This is a genomic window from Sphingobacterium detergens (genome assembly GCF_003610355.1).
Lineage (GTDB): Bacteria > Bacteroidota > Bacteroidia > Sphingobacteriales > Sphingobacteriaceae > Sphingobacterium > Sphingobacterium detergens.
In genome coordinates this window covers 388,912-405,508 of record NZ_RAPY01000003.1, presented here as the reverse complement: position 1 = coordinate 405,508, position 16,597 = coordinate 388,912, and the positions used below count along the sequence as shown (strand labels likewise).

The window sequence follows — 16,597 nt, the reverse complement described above, 5'->3', positions numbered from 1 at the left end:
ATATCTCAATACTCATATCTAAACAAATGAAAATAGTAACCTACAATGTGAACGGTTTGCGGGCCGCTTTAAAGAAAGATTGGTTAGGCTGGTTGAAAAATGTGGATGCAGATGTCATATGTCTTCAAGAGATTAAAGCCACTCCTGATCAAATTCCGGAAGTTGCTTTGCTGGAAGAAATGGGTTATGAGCATTACTGGTATCCGGCGCAGAAAAAGGGGTATAGTGGCGTGGCCATCTTCAGCAAAATTACTCCTACACATGTCGAATATGGTTGTGGTCATGAAGACTATGATTTTGAAGGGCGTATCATTCGTGCTGATTTTGATAAAGTGTCAGTGATGAGTACTTATTTTCCTTCTGGAACAACAGGAGATGTTCGACAGGATTTTAAATATCGTTTTTTGGATGATTTCCAGTTATATAGCAATAAGTTGTTGGTTGAAAAGCCTAATTTGGTTGTATGTGGAGACTATAATATCTGTCATCGTGCTATTGATATCCATAATCCTAAATCGAATGCAAACTCTTCGGGTTTTTTGCCTGAAGAACGTGAATGGATGGAAAACTTTATCAATTCGGGATATATTGACTCGTTCCGTCATTTGAATCCAGAACCGCATAACTACACTTGGTGGAGTTATCGTGCAGGTGCACGTGCACGAAATCTGGGCTGGCGCATCGATTATAATATGGTGTCAAAGCCGCTAGGGGCACAGATCAAATCTTCGCAGATTTTAGCAAACGCAGTTCATTCCGATCACTGTCCGGTTTTGCTGGAACTGGATGTGTAGATAAGAGTGATCCTAATAAAAAATATGCGGTCTAAAAAGTAACAGAGAAACTCCTAAGCATTGAATATTTGGAAAGTTGCTGTGGAGATACAAATAAAATTAAAGAAAAACAGGGTTATCCGAACTTTTTTGGATAACCCTGTTTTTTATAAAAGTGGCATGTTGATCAATCCATTAGATGGAGTTCGACTGCTTTGTTAAGCCTATGCCTCAATAGCTGTTATATTTAAACCTGACTATGGATGATGGAGAGTTGTTGAGCAACCTTCTCCGCAATCGTCAGGAATGATTTTGTTACAGGATCTTCTTGATCTATTGCGACAGGGAAACCGTTGTCTCCGGCATCAGAAATTCCTTTAAGCAAAGGTATTTCACCAAGGAATGGTACTTTATATTCTTCGGCTAAACGTTTTCCACCGTCTTTACCAAAGATATAGTATTTGTTATCTGGCAGTTCTGCCGGTGTAAAATAAGCCATATTTTCAACAACTCCCAAGAGTGGGATATTGATACTGTCCATTAAAAACATGCCGATTCCTTTGACAGCATCGGCTAGCGCTACCTGCTGCGGTGTGGTGACAATAACTGCTCCAGCGATTGGGAAAGTCTGTGATACCGTGATATGGATGTCACCGGTTCCCGGTGGCATATCGACAACTAGATAATCCAGTTCACCCCAATTGGCATCGTTGAAAAGTTGTTTGATCGCCGAAGTGGTCATGGGACCACGCCATGGAATAGGTTGATTGGGATCCGTAAAGAAACCGATTGAAAGTAGTTTTATACCAAATTTTTCAAGTGGTTCAATTTTAACCTGGCCGCCAGGCATCTCCACAGATCCGGGTTTGGCTCCTTCCAATCCGAACATCATCGGTAGTGATGGACCATAGATATCGGCATCCAATAGACCTGTTTTTGCACCCTTTGCATGAAGTGCAAGGGCCAAATTGGCAGCGACCGTTGATTTTCCAACACCGCCCTTACCTGATGAAACCAGAATGATGTTTTTAATCCCTGAAACCTGAGCTCCCTGTTTACCGACCACATTGGAAGTCATGTTGATCTGGACTTCAAGATTTTTATCAATAAAATGTGCTATGGCGTTGCGGCAAGCATGCTCTATATGATCTTTTAATGGGCAGGCGGGAGTAGTCAATATAACATCGAAGGCAATTTTTTGGTCTTCGATCTGAATATTTTGAATCATATTCAATGTTACAAGATCCTTTTTTAGATCAGGCTCTTCAACATAGGATAATGCATTTAATATTTGTTCTTTGGTAACCATCTATTATTCATTTGAAATCATGGAATACAAAACTACTCATTGCCGACCAATTTCATGTCATTTGTTTGTTTTTAATGGAATTAAGATCCATATATCTATGCATTATTGATGACTTAAGGTTTTTCTACAACCGCAGAGAAAATTAATAGGGAGCCTACTTCGCTGTATTGCGTGTTTCTAATTCGGTCATGGGAGGAGTGGTATTTTTTGCGGATTCGGGAATTAGATAGGCCATATTATATACCTTTTAAATGCTGTTGTGAAAGAGTTGTACTTTGTCTGGTTTCCGTGTAATTATAATTGTATATGAAGGCAAATTTATCTAAGTTTGACTATTGATATGCATGGATTTGCATGAAATTGTAATTATGTCCAATCGATTTATAACATCTCTGAAGTCCCGCAAGTGGCGATGGCTTTACATTACTTTGGCTGTTTTCTTGATTTTAGTAATCGCGGTAGGCACTTATGCTTACCAAAAGAGAGACGGGATGCTCATGGGGGCCATCACTAAAGCAAAAGCTAAGCTGCTGGAAAAGTATGATATGGATTTGAAAATTCAATATTATGCTTTTAAGGGAATTAATGCGGTGCAGTTTAAAAATATACAGTTGTTACCTAAAAATAGGGAGCCGCTGGCACAGATTAATGATCTGACGGTATCCGTTAAACTATGGCCCCTTTTATTTGGTGATGTAAAGCTAGGGGAAGTTATTCTGGACAATGCAACGGTGTCTTTGGTCAAGAAAGATACCATTAGCAACTATGATTTCCTGTTTAAGAAACAAAAAAAGGACACAGCCGAGAATGATAATCCAAAACAGAATTTGGCAGCATTGGCGGACCGTCTACTAAAGAACGTATTCTTTAAAATCCCGAATGATCTAGATCTTAAAAATCTTGAGCTTTCTTATAAGGATGACAGTACTTCACAACGTATTGTTATACCTTCTGCTGTCATTGATGGCGGTGATATGGAATCTAAGTTTTTGCTAAATGATCATGAGGCTGCCTGGAACCTAACAGGAACAATAGATTCGGATAATCAGGAATGTGATCTACGGCTTTTTTCAGATAAGAAGGAGGTGAATCTTCCACTATTGCAGCGCAAGTTTGGTCTGGCCGTTAGTTTTGATGAGATATCCTTTCGATTGGACAAGGCCAATCGACGTAATAAGGAGTTGCTGGAATTACATGGGCAATGGGGCTTTAAAAACCTGAAGGTAAATCATTGGCGGATCTCCAGCAAAGACGTTATTTTTCCTGAAGCGACCATGCAGGGGGCGCTCAATATTGGCGCTTCTTCTATTGAAGTCAGCAAGGAGAGTACGGTACAAGTCAAAGATTTTGTTTTTTCTCCTTATTTAAAATATGTACATAAGCCAGAGAGGGAAGTTTTTTTGGCTATTCACACAGATAAAATCAAGGCACAGGACTTTTTTGATGCAATGCCGGTTGGGTTGTTTCCGGGGTTGGATGGAATACAGGTTGAGGGGCATATTCAATACGATTTAAATTTTGCTTTGGAATTAAAAAGACCTGACAAACTTCTGTTTTCGTCCAAAATGGATGATAAAGATCTGCAAGTCGTGAAATGGGGCGAGGCTAATATTGGGATGCTAAATACGCCTTTTACCTATACGGCCTATGAGGATGGTAAACCGATGCGTGAGATTGTGGTCGGACCGCAAAATCCGAATTTTACACCTTTGGATCAGATCTCCCGTTATATGCAGATTAGTCTGATCAATACCGAAGATCCCTTTTTCTTTAAGCATAAGGGCTTTGAAGAAAAGGCTTTTAAACTCTCTATTGTCACAAATATCAAAGAAAAAGGCTTTAAGCGAGGGGCAAGTACGATATCAATGCAATTGGTGAAGAATGTATTTCTGAACCGTAACAAGACCGTCGTTCGGAAACTCGAGGAGATCCTATTGGTTTGGCTGATGGAGCGTTCGCAGCAGGTCAGTAAAAAACGGATGTATGAGGTTTATCTCAATGTTATCGAGTGGGGTAATAATGTCTATGGAATCACCGAAGCGGCCCGCTATTATTTTGGAAAAACTCCAGCGCAACTCGGACTTGGAGAAAGTATCTTTTTGTCTAGTATTGTACCACGTCCGAAGAAAGGACTTAACTTTTTTGATTGGACGGGGCATCTTAAGGGAAATATGCTGCGCTATTTTAATATCTATGGCCATATCATGACTAAAACGGGACAGATAGGTGTTGATTCGACCACATCAGCCTATGGTTTCTATGAGGTCCTATTGCAACCGCATCTGCGTGCTGCCAGACCTGCAGTTGTAGATTCTATAGACACATTGGATATGGGGGATGATCCATTGTTATTCGATGATCTGGGGAACGGAGGTGCCGCTGATAATCTGGAAGGTGTTTCTCTTCCTAAAACCATAAAAAAGATGTCTCATCCTGAAAAACAAGACGAGGAAACGGCCGAACCGGAAAAACATAAGCGATCTATTTTCGATAAGATCCTAGGTCGGAACAAGGAAGATAAGGGAAAAACGGAGGACGAGACAACTAAGAACCCGAAAAAGGAACAGAAATAATCTGATAAAATAGGTTCATGGTTGATTGCTTTCATATTGAGAAAGCTTTTGATTTGTTATCATCGGATGTAGAATCAAAAAAATAGCTTGTTCAATACCTTGGAAAATCTGTCTGGAGAAAAGAAATGATACCGATAAAAATAATATAGTGGAATGAAAAAAATAGAAATTGACGGATTGCTTTTTGAACCCCTTTTTGAAGAAGAGCAGATTCAGAAAAGAGTTCGTTTGATGGGGATAGACATTAGTCTGCGATATGAGCATAAGCAACCTGTTTTTATAGGAGTTTTGAATGGTTGTTTTATGTTTATGGCGGATTTGCTTAAACAAATAGAAGTTCCATGTGAGATGTCTTTTATTAAATTGGCCTCCTATATCGGTACCGGTCAATCTGAATTGAATGAGCTTTTGGGTTTAGGTATTGATCTAGAGGGACGTGATGTGATTATCGTGGAAGATATTGTAGATTCCGGACATTCGCTGAAACATACATTGGATGCCGTGAAACGATTAAATCCAGCCAGCGTCATTGCATGTGCACTTTTGGTTAAGCCTGAAGCACTGCAATATCATTTTGAAGAGTTGACCTATGTTGGTTTTGAGATTAGCAAGGAGTTTGTCGTGGGTTACGGGATGGATTTTAACGGCCTGTGCCGCAACTTGCCAGATATTTATAAGAATGTTCCTATTTAGATTTTAATATTGAAATTTTGGTCTCGTAAGATCTGTTTTGCTATTAGAAATAGATCAAGGAACAAGGGGTAAAACATCCTTTAGCGAGGTGCCCGTTTTTTATCTTTGTTCCTTGATCCTATAACAATGGAGCTTAGTATTTAAAAGAACAAGTTTCAATATGATCATTGACCATACCCACTGCTTGCATGTAAGCATAACAAATCGTGGAACCAAAAAACTTGAAACCTCTTTTCTTCATGTCTTTTGCTATTTTATCGGAAATTTCGGTCGTTGCAGGTACATGTTGCAAACTCGGCCAATGGTTGGTCAACGGTTGCTGTTCTGGTAAAAATGAATACAGGTAATTGTAAAAGCTGCCATATTCCAGTTGGATTTTTTTAAATAGCCGTGCATTTGTAATGGTCGATTCGATCTTATTTCGATGTTTGATAATACCGGAATCTTTCAGGAGTGCTTCGACATGATCTGCTGTATAAATGGCGACTTTACTGACATCAAAATTGGCAAATGCTTCCTGATAAGCCGATCTTCGGCGGAGGATCGTAATCCAGCTCAAACCAGCCTGAGCTGACTCCAACACTAAAAATTCAAATAAGGTTTTATCATCCTTGACTTGTCGTCCCCATTCTTTATCGTGATAGTTGACATACTGTTCATCAGATCCGCACCATTGGCAGCGTATAATTTCTTTTGGCATGTTCTATAAAGATTTTTTGAATGCAATATAACTTTTTATCCTAACTTTACGACCATAAAAAAGTTTCGAATTTAAACGGTCTGTGATTTCTTCATCGCCGATAAGGAGCAGTTTATTTCAATGAGAGTTAACATCTTTAAATATTTTATTGTCTTTGTAATCCTCTTTGTGTTTTCGGCTGTACAGTTGAGTGCACAACGACGGACATTGCGACATGTTGCCCAAGATAGCGTATCCATACCCGATAGTACACGTATTTTAAGAGATTCTATTCTATCGCCTAATCAGGAGGTGCTGGCATCCTTAAATCCGGCCCTGCAAAAGCAATATCGGATTGTCACTGTAGAAGCGGAGGGGCTGGTTGTTCACAATATCTATGACTATGATGTGAAAAAGTATTTTAAAGGTGAACCGCGTAATAATGCTTTGGCACGACAATATGGAACTCCTAAGCCACATCGGGAGAACTGGATATTATTTACTGTGCTCTTTTTGATATTTGGAGTTGGGTTAATTCGCATATTTTTTCCTTCCGATATAAAATTGGTCTTTCAGGGTTATTTCGATGACCGGGTGTTGTTGTCGGTTAGTAAAGAAGATACGATCCTCACCTCTTGGCCGTTCATTTTCCTGTTTGTATTATTTTCGGGGGCAATGGCGCTATTTGTTAGTTTGTTTTATGCTTATGAATTGAACCGCTTTGATTTTATTACCTTTCCCAATTATATTAAAACAGTAGGTATGGTCGGAGGGCTATTTGCCTTAAAAATTGGCTTTATCCGATTTTTATCCTTTGTTTTTGAAATAAGGAAGCTAGTAAAAGAATATGTGACAGTGTTGTATCTGATTTATTTTAACACGCTCTTTTTGATGCTTCCTGTGTTATTAATATTGAGTCTTGTCCCTTTAAGCGCTGTTGGTGTCGTTTTACATTTGGCTATTATTGGAGCAATCCTGTTATTCTTATATAGATTTCTTAAGACAGCGGCGCATATTATGTCGATGTATAAATTTTCAATTTCCTATTTAATTTTGTACCTTTGTTGCCTAGAAATAGCACCAATATTAATACTGTTAAGATTATTGAGCTAAAACTGGTTAATATGCAAACTTCAGACGTAGAAAGAGCAAAGAAGGTAAAAAGTGTACTGGTGACTTTACCAAAACCTGAAAACGATAAGTCCCCTTATTATGATTTAGCAAAGAAATACGGGTTAAAATTAGACTTTAGAGGTTTTATACACGTAGAAGGGGTTCCTGCCAAAGATGTGCGTAGGGATAAAGTTAATTTAGCAGATCACACTGCGGTAATATTTACAAGTAGAAATGCTGTAGATCATTATTTTAGGATATGTGAAGAGATGCGGTTTGAAGTTTCGGCAGAAATGAAATATTTCTGCATTTCAGAGACGATCGCCCTTTATCTTCAAAAATATATTCAATATAGAAAGCGCAAAATTTTCTTTGGTAAACAAACGGCTAAAGATCTGGAAGAGGTTTTGAAAAAACATAAGGCTGAAAACTTCCTGTTTCCTTGCTCGGATGTTGCTAATGAAGAAACAAGCAATTGGTTACAACAAAATGGCTATAAGTTTACCCCGGCAGTTCTTTTTAGAACTGTGGTAAGTGACCTAAGCGATCTTAAAGATGTATTTTATGATGTAATTGTATTCTTTAGTCCTTCTAGTGTTCAGTCGCTATATGACAACTTCCCGGACTTTAAGCAAAACAATACCCGTATCGCTGCATTTGGAGCTTCGACGCAACAGGCTCTTTTAGAACATGGATTGATATTGGATATTCCTGCTCCTACACCAAAAGCACCTAGTATGACGATGGCTGTAGAAGAATACATTAAAAAAGTAAATAAATAATAACCTATCTTAGGTTGATGATATAAAGGGTTTTTTTAAACCCTTTTTTTGTTGGATTTGGTTATTCTTTGAGATTCAAAGTATTATGATTGCATTGAGTTTGCCTATGTAATACAATCACAATAAAAATAGTCGCTTAGTTTTCATGCGGTTGATAAAGAAACCTGCTATGAACTTGATCGAGGCATACAGTTTGTAGATAATTGAGTTGCTATAACAGGTGATTCATTTGGTTTGTTAAAATAAGGTTCTATAAAGTAGATCCGGATTGTTGTAGGATGAAATGTAATAAAAGTGACAGATGTCATTGAGATTTTAATTATATTTCTATTAAATTGTAATGGGGTTATTTATTCCAATTAAAAATAAGGTGTAGACGTTATTTTTAAAATTTGGTAGAGATATTTTTTTTATGTTTGTAATTAAGCAAAATTAGTCAGTCGTGAAGTTAAAGCAAGTTGATAAAATTTCGGGCATTCGATCAGAAGACTTTTTAAAAAACTATCTGAAACCAGGGTTTCCGGTGGTCATCACAGATTTTATTAGTGCTGATAGTCCAGCATTGAAGAAATGGAGTTATGATTACTTTAAGGAAATAGCCGGGGATATTAAGATTGATGTCTATGGAAAAGAAGAAGATTCAATGGACCGTGCTGCCAGTGCTCCTGTGGGGCAAATGACATTTGCGGAATATTTGGATCTGATTACCAAGGAACCTACCGAGTTGCGATTATTTCTGTTCAATCTACTCAAAATACGTCCTGAATTAAAGCAGGATGTTATTTATAATGATGTGACCGGAGGAAAAGTGTTGCAGTGGCTACCATTTATGTTTTTCGGAGGAGAGGGGTCTAGCACCCGAAATCACTTTGATATTGATATGTCCCATGTGTTCATTTCACAATTTCAGGGACTAAAACGGATCTGGCTTTTTCCGAATGATCAATCGGATCTGATGTATAAGTTACCGTACAACTTTCATAGTATTGCTAATCCGAAGTATAGTAATGTGGAGGAATTTCCGGGAATAGAATATCTGGACGGATATGAAGCTGTGATCCATCCGGGAGAAACATTGTACATGCCTGCAGGATGGTGGCACTATATACAATATGAGACCGAAGGGTATTCGATTTCAGTAAGGGCGCTGGCTAATTCGATCAGCGAGAAATTGCAAGGGGCACGAAATCTTTTTATAACAAGACATTTTGATAATACGATGCGGAAGATCTTTAAGGATCATTGGTTTCATTACAAAATAAATACAGCCAAGCGCCGTGCAAATAATGCCATTAAGAGAAATAAACGATAAAAATAAAGAGGGTATCAATTGATATCCCCTTTATTTTTATCATCTACAGCTGTTTGATCTACAGGATAACGATCTTTCCTAGACCGATTCTTCATTTTCTACCCATTTACTCGCTTCTCTATAGAAAAGTGTATAAGGATCGCTGGGGTAGATGGTCACATCCGGATTATGTCTAAATGGAATTTCAGGATTAAAAATCTCACTGAGTATATTGCTTAGAAATCCGACAAAGTTCTCTTTCTGAAAGGCGAGAAAGTCGGCGGTTAATACACCTTCTTTGCCATTAAACAGAGTTCCTTCCTCACGCATTTTTCGGGCAACATATAGATGTGGCTCCAGTTGCTTCCGACCTGTCTTTTGCTCAAATACATAGGCATAGAAAAGTGTTTGTATCAGCGCTTTATTTTCGGTATTAGGTGCAAACACTTGATCGATCTCTCTAAATATAACTGAATCACCTCCTGTTTTGTAATCGACAATCCGACTGATGATCCGATCATCATGGGTGACGACTTCATCGACACGGTCGATGATACCGTATAAAGTAACCTGTTCTTCTTTACCATTTACAGAAATAGGGAATGGAAGTGTGTAATCTGTGTCGTTCTCGAGTTCTATAATGCGGAAGGCCTTATAATTGGCGATATCATATTCGAGATACATTTTGATATATTCACAAGCGATCTTTAACATGATGCGTTGTAGGCTATTTAAATCGCTTGTGGAATTTAATTCAACCTGATATTGAAAGCCTATTTCCCGAACAACAAAAGATTCGATCTGATTAAAGTGCTGTTGCAGGATATTCGTAGGTGTAAAGTCTTTTTCATCTTTGAACGGCAGAAATATTTTCTCCATGACATTGTGGATAACAGTTCCCAACTTGTTCATCTCAAATTCCTGTGAAATGGAAGGCGGCTCTTTGATATTCGCGATATGTTTGAGGAAAAATTGCAATGGCGATTGTAGATAGGTTGTGAGTGCCGTTGCTGATATTCTCTTCTGGTCGACAATAAAGTCTTGATACATCTTTCCCCATACTTCGCCCTGTTTTTCGATGATAATCTCTGTTGTTTTGTCGGCGAACTGGATCGTTTGTTGTTGAATTTTTCGTTCAAAATTAAACTTGCTCTCGAACTCAAGCTGTTTAATAAACCTACTTTCCTCTCCTGTTGAACTTTCGTCTACAAGTCCATTGTAAAAAATATGGATCCCCTCGCTATATTGAAAGTGTCTATAAAACAAATAGGCTGACAGTGCATCTTGATTTTCCAATATTGGTAACCCATAGGCTCTTCGCAGGCTGTTGGGGATAAAGGTTGGGGAATTGGATGTTTTGGGTAGGATACCCTCATTTGCACCTAAAATATATACATTGTCAAAATTTAAACAACGGCTTTCCAGAAGTCCCATAATCTGGATACCCTCCAGTGGATTTCCTTCTATCGCAGAATTTATAGGCGATATGGCTTTCTTGATTAGGCCAATCTGGAAGCTGATACTTAAAGGTGCCACTGTCTCAAATCCCAAAAGTAATTGGTTGAGTGTCTTTTTGGTTTCTATCAGCAGGTTGTTGTCAATCTGACGGATGCGTTCATGTGCGGAAATACTATACAGCAGATCGTCAACAATTGTAATGAGCGAAGGAATCAATTGCGCCGCATGTACAATCGGAACGAAAAACTGAGGTAATGCGCTTTTGAAATGGAGTTCTTCCAATGCGATTTCAAATAATTGCTTATCGGCGATTTCTTTCTGAATTTGCAGCTTATCTTCCAAAGAAACCTGTGTCAAGGGATGATTGATGAATGTCTCAATGGTTTGATAAGAGATCTTGTTCTTCTTTAACTGCGAAATTTCTAAATGCACTTCCATCCATAAATCCAAAATACCATAAATAGGTGATTGGGTTAAGGGATAACCGGTAGTAATATTGGGATTAACATCAGGAAGACTTTGCAATAAAGGAACCAATAGGTTTTCATCGGCTAATAGAATGGCCGAGGTTTGCTCTTTGTTATTTTGTTTTTCAAGAATGTCATAGAGTAGTTTTGTCTGACTTATTTTTCCTGTGCTTGCATACAAGTTTACCGTTGAGGTTCTGTTGCCTATTATATTGGGGCTACTGCCAAGCGCGTTGACAAGTCCGGTCTGAAAGATATTTCGACGAATGAACAAACCTGCTTCTTGCATATTGTCGTCCAGGTAATAGGAGTCTGCATCGAAGTAAAATAGTGCCTTTCCTTCTTCTTGCCATTGACGGAATAATTTAGCTTCGGCCCTATTCAGTGCATTGAATCCAACGAAAAGAATCTGTTTAAAGGATGATGTAAAGTCCTGAAGGGTAGCTTTGCTCTCGACTAGATCACGATAAATCGTCGGATAATTAGTTTGACCGGCTGCTTTAAGCGTTTCTTTAAACCTTGTGTATAATATTGGCAGTCTTTTCCATAATTGTAGAAACCGCTCTTGTACACCGCTATGACCAGCAATGGAAAAGGATTGCCAAAACTGACGGATAAACCCTTGCTGTTCTTGTGTAAGGTGTTGAAAGGCAATATCAATTTTGGTGTTATCATAAAGCTCCATATAGATCTGATCGATGGGAACCAGATCATAATCCAGTTGTCCAAAGTCACTCAATATAATCTCTGCAATAGGATAAAATTCTTCTAATGTTTCCGGTTCTTTACCCTCAGCGGCCAAAAGTTCGTTATGGATTTTAAACAGCTGAAAGAACTGTCCCAAGGGGCTAGCCTCGGCATCATTGGTCGATAATTTGAAGAATTCCTGTATAGTAAAAAACTGTGGAGACCAGATGGCCTGTCCATAGACATCGGCAAGATGTTTTTTGAGATATGTAATCGGACGTTTATTGTTAAACACGATGGCAATCTCACTCAAATCGTTTCCAAAACGTTGTTGAATATCCGCTGCTACTAATTTTAAAAAGGCTGTTTGCATCGAGATCGTTTATTTTACTTCAATTAATTGATTTGATTTAGCATAGTAGAGGTAGGCTTTGACATTGTTGTAGCCTAGGTTCTCCAAGTTTTTCTTATAGTTGTCAACCTGATATTTATGTCCGATGTAATCCGTTTGTGTAAATTTAAAGTCGAGGACAATTGTCTCTTCCTCTGATGTGAAGACTTTATCAGGGCGGATGGTTTCTCCTTTAGCGGTAATGATACTGGCTTCATTCCAGATTTTATATTTTCCGGTAAGCCACTGATTGATGATGGGATGGTTCCAGATCCGGTTGATTTCTTGCATCAGGTAGGACTCTTCCTCTTTTGAGAGTATACCTTCCTGAATCAGCTGACGGACTAATCTGGAAATATCTTTTTCTTTAGCAATCTGAGACATGATTTCATGGGCCAGTATCCCATATTGTGCTGCTTTTTCCAGCATCATAATATCGTTGATTGTACGTGTGCTGGATTTCTCTAGGGCCATCTCCAGTTCTTTGGAAATAGGGTAGCGGCTGAGTGCAATGATATTGTCTTCTTGACTTTTAGGGGCGACTCGTTCGATGGTCTGATCGACCTTTATATGGGCATCTTCTAAAGTAAATGGAGCAATAGAGGAATCCAATACTTGATAGAGGATATCGCTGATATATTCATCTTTGATATCATATCCTGTAATTTCGCCGGTCTTTTTGTCCACGGACTCTTTAAATGATGGAGCAGTAATATAGAGGTGTTCAACGGCACGTGTTGTAGCTACATAGAACGTATTTAGCGCATCCATATAATTGAATAGCATTTCCTCAAAATATTGTTTGAAGAACACAGACTTTCCAACTGTCGTGGTGTATTTTATGGGAATTTTTCCTAACTGGGCAAATGGCGTATCGTAAGTGTCGATCCAGAAATCTCCATTGATCATCCCGTCCAGATCCCAGGAACAGAAAGGGAGCATGACAACATCATAGGCAAGTCCTTTTGATTTATGGATTGTTGTTACTTCAATAGCGTTTATATCACCATTAGAAGGTAGTACTGCACGATTGCCATCTTCTTCCCAGAATTCTAGAAACTGAATAATTCCACGCTCACCATTGGTCGAGAAAGCTGAAATCATATCCTTGAATGCCAATAGGTAGGGAAGGTGAATGTTCTGTTCTGTCGTGAAGCCATAGATTTCGATGAGTTTTTCTATTAAATGAACCAAAGGCTGTTTTTGCCAAATTTCCCAGGAGTCAATCAATGCGTGGGGAAGAAAATCTTTCAGCGCACGGATGTCGTTTGAAGCGAAGGTTAGCCAAGCGGTTTGATTGACCGTATTTTTCTGGATGGTCTGATAGAGATAGACGATTTTTGCTTTATGTATACTATGTTTGTCCGAATTGTATACGAGCGCTTTTAATGTTTCAATCAGGAGGAGTACAGCGTCGTTGCTGGCCAAGGATAGCGCATCTCCGGAGATGACCTCAAAGCTAAGATTCTCCTCTTTTTTGAAATCCATCAATTTCTGGATAACTAATTTCGCTTGTGCATTACTACGTACAAGGATCCCTATTTGTTTGGCTTGATATCGGCCAGTATGAAACCATTCACCTATTTTCTTACATAAAAGATGAAGAGACTCCTCGATGACCTGATTTCTCCTGTAGCGACCGTCAGACACAGGGATATACGAAATCTCGATGGACCCCAACTTGTCGAGATTCCCTTTTTTGTGTGCGGGGATTTCCTGTTGACTATTTTCATAAGCTTTAACCAGCATATTATCATTGCCTGAGGCTGCCCACCAATGTTTCCCCTCTTCGTCTAAGTTTTCGTCTACCTTTTCATTGAGAACACGCTGCAGATGCTGAGGGATACTGTTAAAAAGATAGTTGTTTAGCTGGATGATATTTGGGAGACTTCTAAAATTGGTGTCAAGACTACCATTTTCAATAAAGCTGGTTTTGGCGCTCTCATCCAAGTGGAATGCATGACCAATTTGCTGTTCGACCTGTTGAAGCAATATGCGCCAATCTCCGTTCCGCCAACGGTATATACTCTGTTTGACGTCGCCAACAATGAGATGCTCGCTTAGTGTGCCATTGGCATCTGCAAGTGCATTGATCAATAGGGGACTGTAGTTTTTCCATTGAATACGTGAGGTGTCCTGAAATTCGTCGAATAAAAAATAATTGAAGCGATTGCCGATCTTTTCCCAGATGAATGTTGGATCGCTGTTCTCATCGATCCCAAGTTTATTTAACAGGATCTGTGAGTCGGAGATTAATTGAGCGCCGTTTTCCTTACGCCATTGGGTCAATAAGTCGCTCATTTCTTTGAGCAAACGTAGGTAATACAGATTGTTTTGTACGGCCTGATAAGCAATGTAAGCTGCTAGATTCTCCTGTAGTGCCTGAAAAGACTGTAAGATGGGAGCAAGCGCTGATTGGAGGTCGTAGCGTATATTTTTGTCGCTATCTGTAAATGCGTCCTCATTACCTATCAATTGTACATATTTGTCCAATATTTTGGCAATTTCGGAAGAACTTAACTTGTCTGTCTTTTTACTGGTCTTGCTAGCTGAGATAATCTTATTGCGTGATTTTCCCTTGAGTTCATTTTCACTGATGTTGAATCTTTTGAACGTATCACTGAAAGTTTCGATGGTCAGCGAAAGTGCTTCGGTAAAGGCATTTATTTTTTGTTCGATTTCTTGATTCAGGAGGTTGAAAACTTCTCTTGGGTTTGCTGAATTAATATAGCGGTCAAATTCCTGGAAATTTTCAGAGAAAATAAGGTTGGCTAGGCCCATCAATTGTTGTCGATAGTTCCAGTTTTCATTTTTGGCTATTTTTTTCTCCGCATAGGCGATGATCCAATCGAGGAGATCGGGGCGTTCATCCAACAACTGATTGAGCATGACTGTCAATTCATTTTTGACTTTATTGACATTCATTTCTATCTTGTAGGCCGCATCGAGGTTGAGTTCGTATGTGAAAGCACGGATAACTTTTTGAGAAAAACCATCAATTGTACTGATGGTAAAATGACTGTAGTCGTGTAAGATCCGACGGTAGACACGGTAGGATTTCTCCTGGATCAAATAGCGTGTCCAATCGGGTTGTTGCTGCAGCAATAATTTTCTGAAATCTTCGATTTTGGGACTGAGATCGCCAATAGCTAGACCGTGGAGCACAGAGAGTATGCGCTCCTTCATTTCTGCGGTGGCCTTGTTGGTAAACGTTACCGCCAATATCTCCTTATAGCTGTTTTCATTGGACAGCAATAATGTTAGATAATGTAGTGTCAGACTAAAGGTTTTTCCGGAACCGGCCGAAGCTTTAAGTATTTTTAATGGCGCAACAGATTTCATGGAATGAAGGTAGAAAGTAAAATGTGAATTGGCAAAAATGCCGAAGATTATTTTAACTGAGAAAAATATACTTAATTTGCTTCTACTTTATTGACCAAATTATTGTTTTATGAAATATACGGTGGGTATCCTTGTATTATTATGTATTGCCTTTAATTATTCGTGTAAAAAAGATGGATCTGAAAAGGATAATAGTAGGCTTATCGAATTTAAAAATACAACCTTATCAGCTTCAAATGCCGCCGAAACTAGTTATCTACTTGAATATGATGCCCAAGGGCGAGTAACAAAAGTAAATGAACAGCAGTTCCATTATGGGGCAAATGGGCGAGTGGATTATTCGCGTATTGCGCTTCAGGATAAAACGGGCGGAATTGAACGGAAGAAGATCGTGCGTTTAAGCTATCATTGGGACGAACGGAATCGTCTGAAGAGTGTATTTGTTGATAGTTTATATAATAAGAGCGCACCGATTAAAGATGGAATAAACACTGTAGGCGCTGAATCGCTCATTAAAGATAAATTATTAACAAGCTATTCTTATACTTCGAACATGTCTGTACCCTCCAAAATTGTCTATCGGAAACTGGAGAAATTCTATGAACAAATTGGAGATGAGCAGGAGTTGACTTTTGCCTATAATGGCGATAATATCCAAAAACTGAAAAACTTTCTATATTTCTCACCGCTTTTCAATAATCCCGGAGACCCTAAACTTGAATTCACGTTATTCTCTTTTTTTCAATATTCTACGACGATAAACCCTCTTTATCCTATTTATAAGCAAATGGGGTTTAATCCGATTAATATTAATCAGGTGGTGTCCAAAAATTTAGAAAACGCTTTTTTCTCTGCCCTAATTCAGGGAAGGACCAATCAGGAAATGCAGCCGGATTGGACAAAGAAAACCGCTGTAAAAATTACCTTGGACGCTAGTGGCAAACCTACGGCAGTGAATTATGTTGTTAAAGGGGATTTTGAAGGAGTTAAAGATGTCATTTTCAGCGAAGTTTTATTAAATTATGTCTATGAATGAAAA

General features: G+C 38.7%; 11 protein-coding genes. 7 read left to right on the top strand and 4 right to left on the bottom strand.

Going from position 1 to position 16,597, the window contains the following annotated elements; translation table 11 throughout:
• The first annotated feature begins 26 nt into the window (after positions 1 to 26).
• Positions 27 to 794 (top strand): exodeoxyribonuclease III, encoded by a 768-nt coding sequence (locus tag DFQ12_RS17310; RefSeq protein WP_120260305.1) that lies wholly within the window; start codon positions 27 to 29, stop codon positions 792 to 794.
• Between the two features lie 226 nt (positions 795 to 1,020).
• Here DFQ12_RS17310 and DFQ12_RS17305 read toward each other — a convergent pair whose 3' ends face one another.
• Positions 1,021 to 2,082 (bottom strand): Mrp/NBP35 family ATP-binding protein, encoded by a 1,062-nt coding sequence (locus DFQ12_RS17305; RefSeq protein ID WP_120260304.1) that lies wholly within the window; start codon positions 2,080 to 2,082, stop codon positions 1,021 to 1,023.
• Positions 2,083 to 2,450: 368 nt separating this feature from the next.
• Between DFQ12_RS17305 and DFQ12_RS17300 the strand changes: the two genes are divergently transcribed.
• Complete coding sequence (locus DFQ12_RS17300) at positions 2,451 to 4,655, top strand: transglycosylase domain-containing protein (protein ID WP_120260547.1); 2,205 nt, start codon at positions 2,451 to 2,453, stop codon at positions 4,653 to 4,655.
• A 153-nt stretch (positions 4,656 to 4,808) separates the two neighbouring features.
• Entirely contained in the window at positions 4,809 to 5,348 is a 540-nt protein-coding gene (locus DFQ12_RS17295) for a phosphoribosyltransferase (RefSeq protein WP_077437143.1), read from the top strand.
• Positions 5,349 to 5,481: 133 nt separating this feature from the next.
• Here the strand turns inward: DFQ12_RS17295 and DFQ12_RS17290 are convergent, their stop codons facing one another.
• Complete coding sequence (locus DFQ12_RS17290; protein WP_120260303.1) at positions 5,482 to 6,048, bottom strand: DNA-3-methyladenine glycosylase I; 567 nt, start codon at positions 6,046 to 6,048, stop codon at positions 5,482 to 5,484.
• A 120-nt stretch (positions 6,049 to 6,168) separates the two neighbouring features.
• On the opposite strand from DFQ12_RS17290, the gene DFQ12_RS17285 reads away from it, so the two are divergent.
• From DFQ12_RS17285 to DFQ12_RS17275, 3 genes are all read left to right on the top strand, one after another.
• On the top strand, positions 6,169 to 7,140 hold the full coding sequence (locus DFQ12_RS17285) for a DUF4271 domain-containing protein (RefSeq protein WP_120260302.1): 972 nt from the start codon (positions 6,169 to 6,171) through the stop codon (positions 7,138 to 7,140).
• A gap of 11 nt (positions 7,141 to 7,151) precedes the next feature.
• A complete protein-coding gene (locus tag DFQ12_RS17280) occupies positions 7,152 to 7,922 on the top strand; it encodes a uroporphyrinogen-III synthase (RefSeq protein WP_077437140.1) in 771 nt (256 codons plus the stop codon).
• A 442-nt stretch (positions 7,923 to 8,364) separates the two neighbouring features.
• The gene (locus DFQ12_RS17275) at positions 8,365 to 9,234 is read left to right on the top strand and encodes a cupin-like domain-containing protein (RefSeq protein WP_120260301.1); all 870 of its coding nucleotides are present in this window, start codon (positions 8,365 to 8,367) and stop codon (positions 9,232 to 9,234) included.
• Positions 9,235 to 9,312: 78 nt separating this feature from the next.
• Here DFQ12_RS17275 and DFQ12_RS17270 read toward each other — a convergent pair whose 3' ends face one another.
• The gene (locus DFQ12_RS17270) at positions 9,313 to 12,198 is read right to left on the bottom strand and encodes a PD-(D/E)XK nuclease family protein (protein WP_120260300.1); all 2,886 of its coding nucleotides are present in this window, start codon (positions 12,196 to 12,198) and stop codon (positions 9,313 to 9,315) included.
• 9 nt (positions 12,199 to 12,207) lie between these two features.
• A complete protein-coding gene (locus tag DFQ12_RS17265; protein ID WP_120260299.1) occupies positions 12,208 to 15,558 on the bottom strand; it encodes a UvrD-helicase domain-containing protein in 3,351 nt (1,116 codons plus the stop codon).
• 109 nt (positions 15,559 to 15,667) lie between these two features.
• Here DFQ12_RS17265 and DFQ12_RS17260 point away from each other — a divergent pair, with 109 nt between their 5' ends.
• Entirely contained in the window at positions 15,668 to 16,594 is a 927-nt protein-coding gene (locus DFQ12_RS17260; protein ID WP_120260298.1) for a hypothetical protein, read from the top strand.
• The last annotated feature ends 3 nt before the right edge of the window (positions 16,595 to 16,597 follow it).

Coding starts and splice junctions, on each gene's coding strand:
- DFQ12_RS17310 (WP_120260305.1), top strand. CDS start 27: ATGAAAATAGTAACCTACAATGTGAACGGTTTGCGGGCCGCTTTAAAG.
- DFQ12_RS17305 (WP_120260304.1), bottom strand. CDS start 2,082: ATGGTTACCAAAGAACAAATATTAAATGCATTATCCTATGTTGAAGAG.
- DFQ12_RS17300 (WP_120260547.1), top strand. CDS start 2,451: ATGTCCAATCGATTTATAACATCTCTGAAGTCCCGCAAGTGGCGATGG.
- DFQ12_RS17295 (WP_077437143.1), top strand. CDS start 4,809: ATGAAAAAAATAGAAATTGACGGATTGCTTTTTGAACCCCTTTTTGAA.
- DFQ12_RS17290 (WP_120260303.1), bottom strand. CDS start 6,048: ATGCCAAAAGAAATTATACGCTGCCAATGGTGCGGATCTGATGAACAG.
- DFQ12_RS17285 (WP_120260302.1), top strand. CDS start 6,169: ATGAGAGTTAACATCTTTAAATATTTTATTGTCTTTGTAATCCTCTTT.
- DFQ12_RS17280 (WP_077437140.1), top strand. CDS start 7,152: ATGCAAACTTCAGACGTAGAAAGAGCAAAGAAGGTAAAAAGTGTACTG.
- DFQ12_RS17270 (WP_120260300.1), bottom strand. CDS start 12,198: ATGCAAACAGCCTTTTTAAAATTAGTAGCAGCGGATATTCAACAACGT.
- DFQ12_RS17265 (WP_120260299.1), bottom strand. CDS start 15,558: ATGAAATCTGTTGCGCCATTAAAAATACTTAAAGCTTCGGCCGGTTCC.
- DFQ12_RS17260 (WP_120260298.1), top strand. CDS start 15,668: ATGAAATATACGGTGGGTATCCTTGTATTATTATGTATTGCCTTTAAT.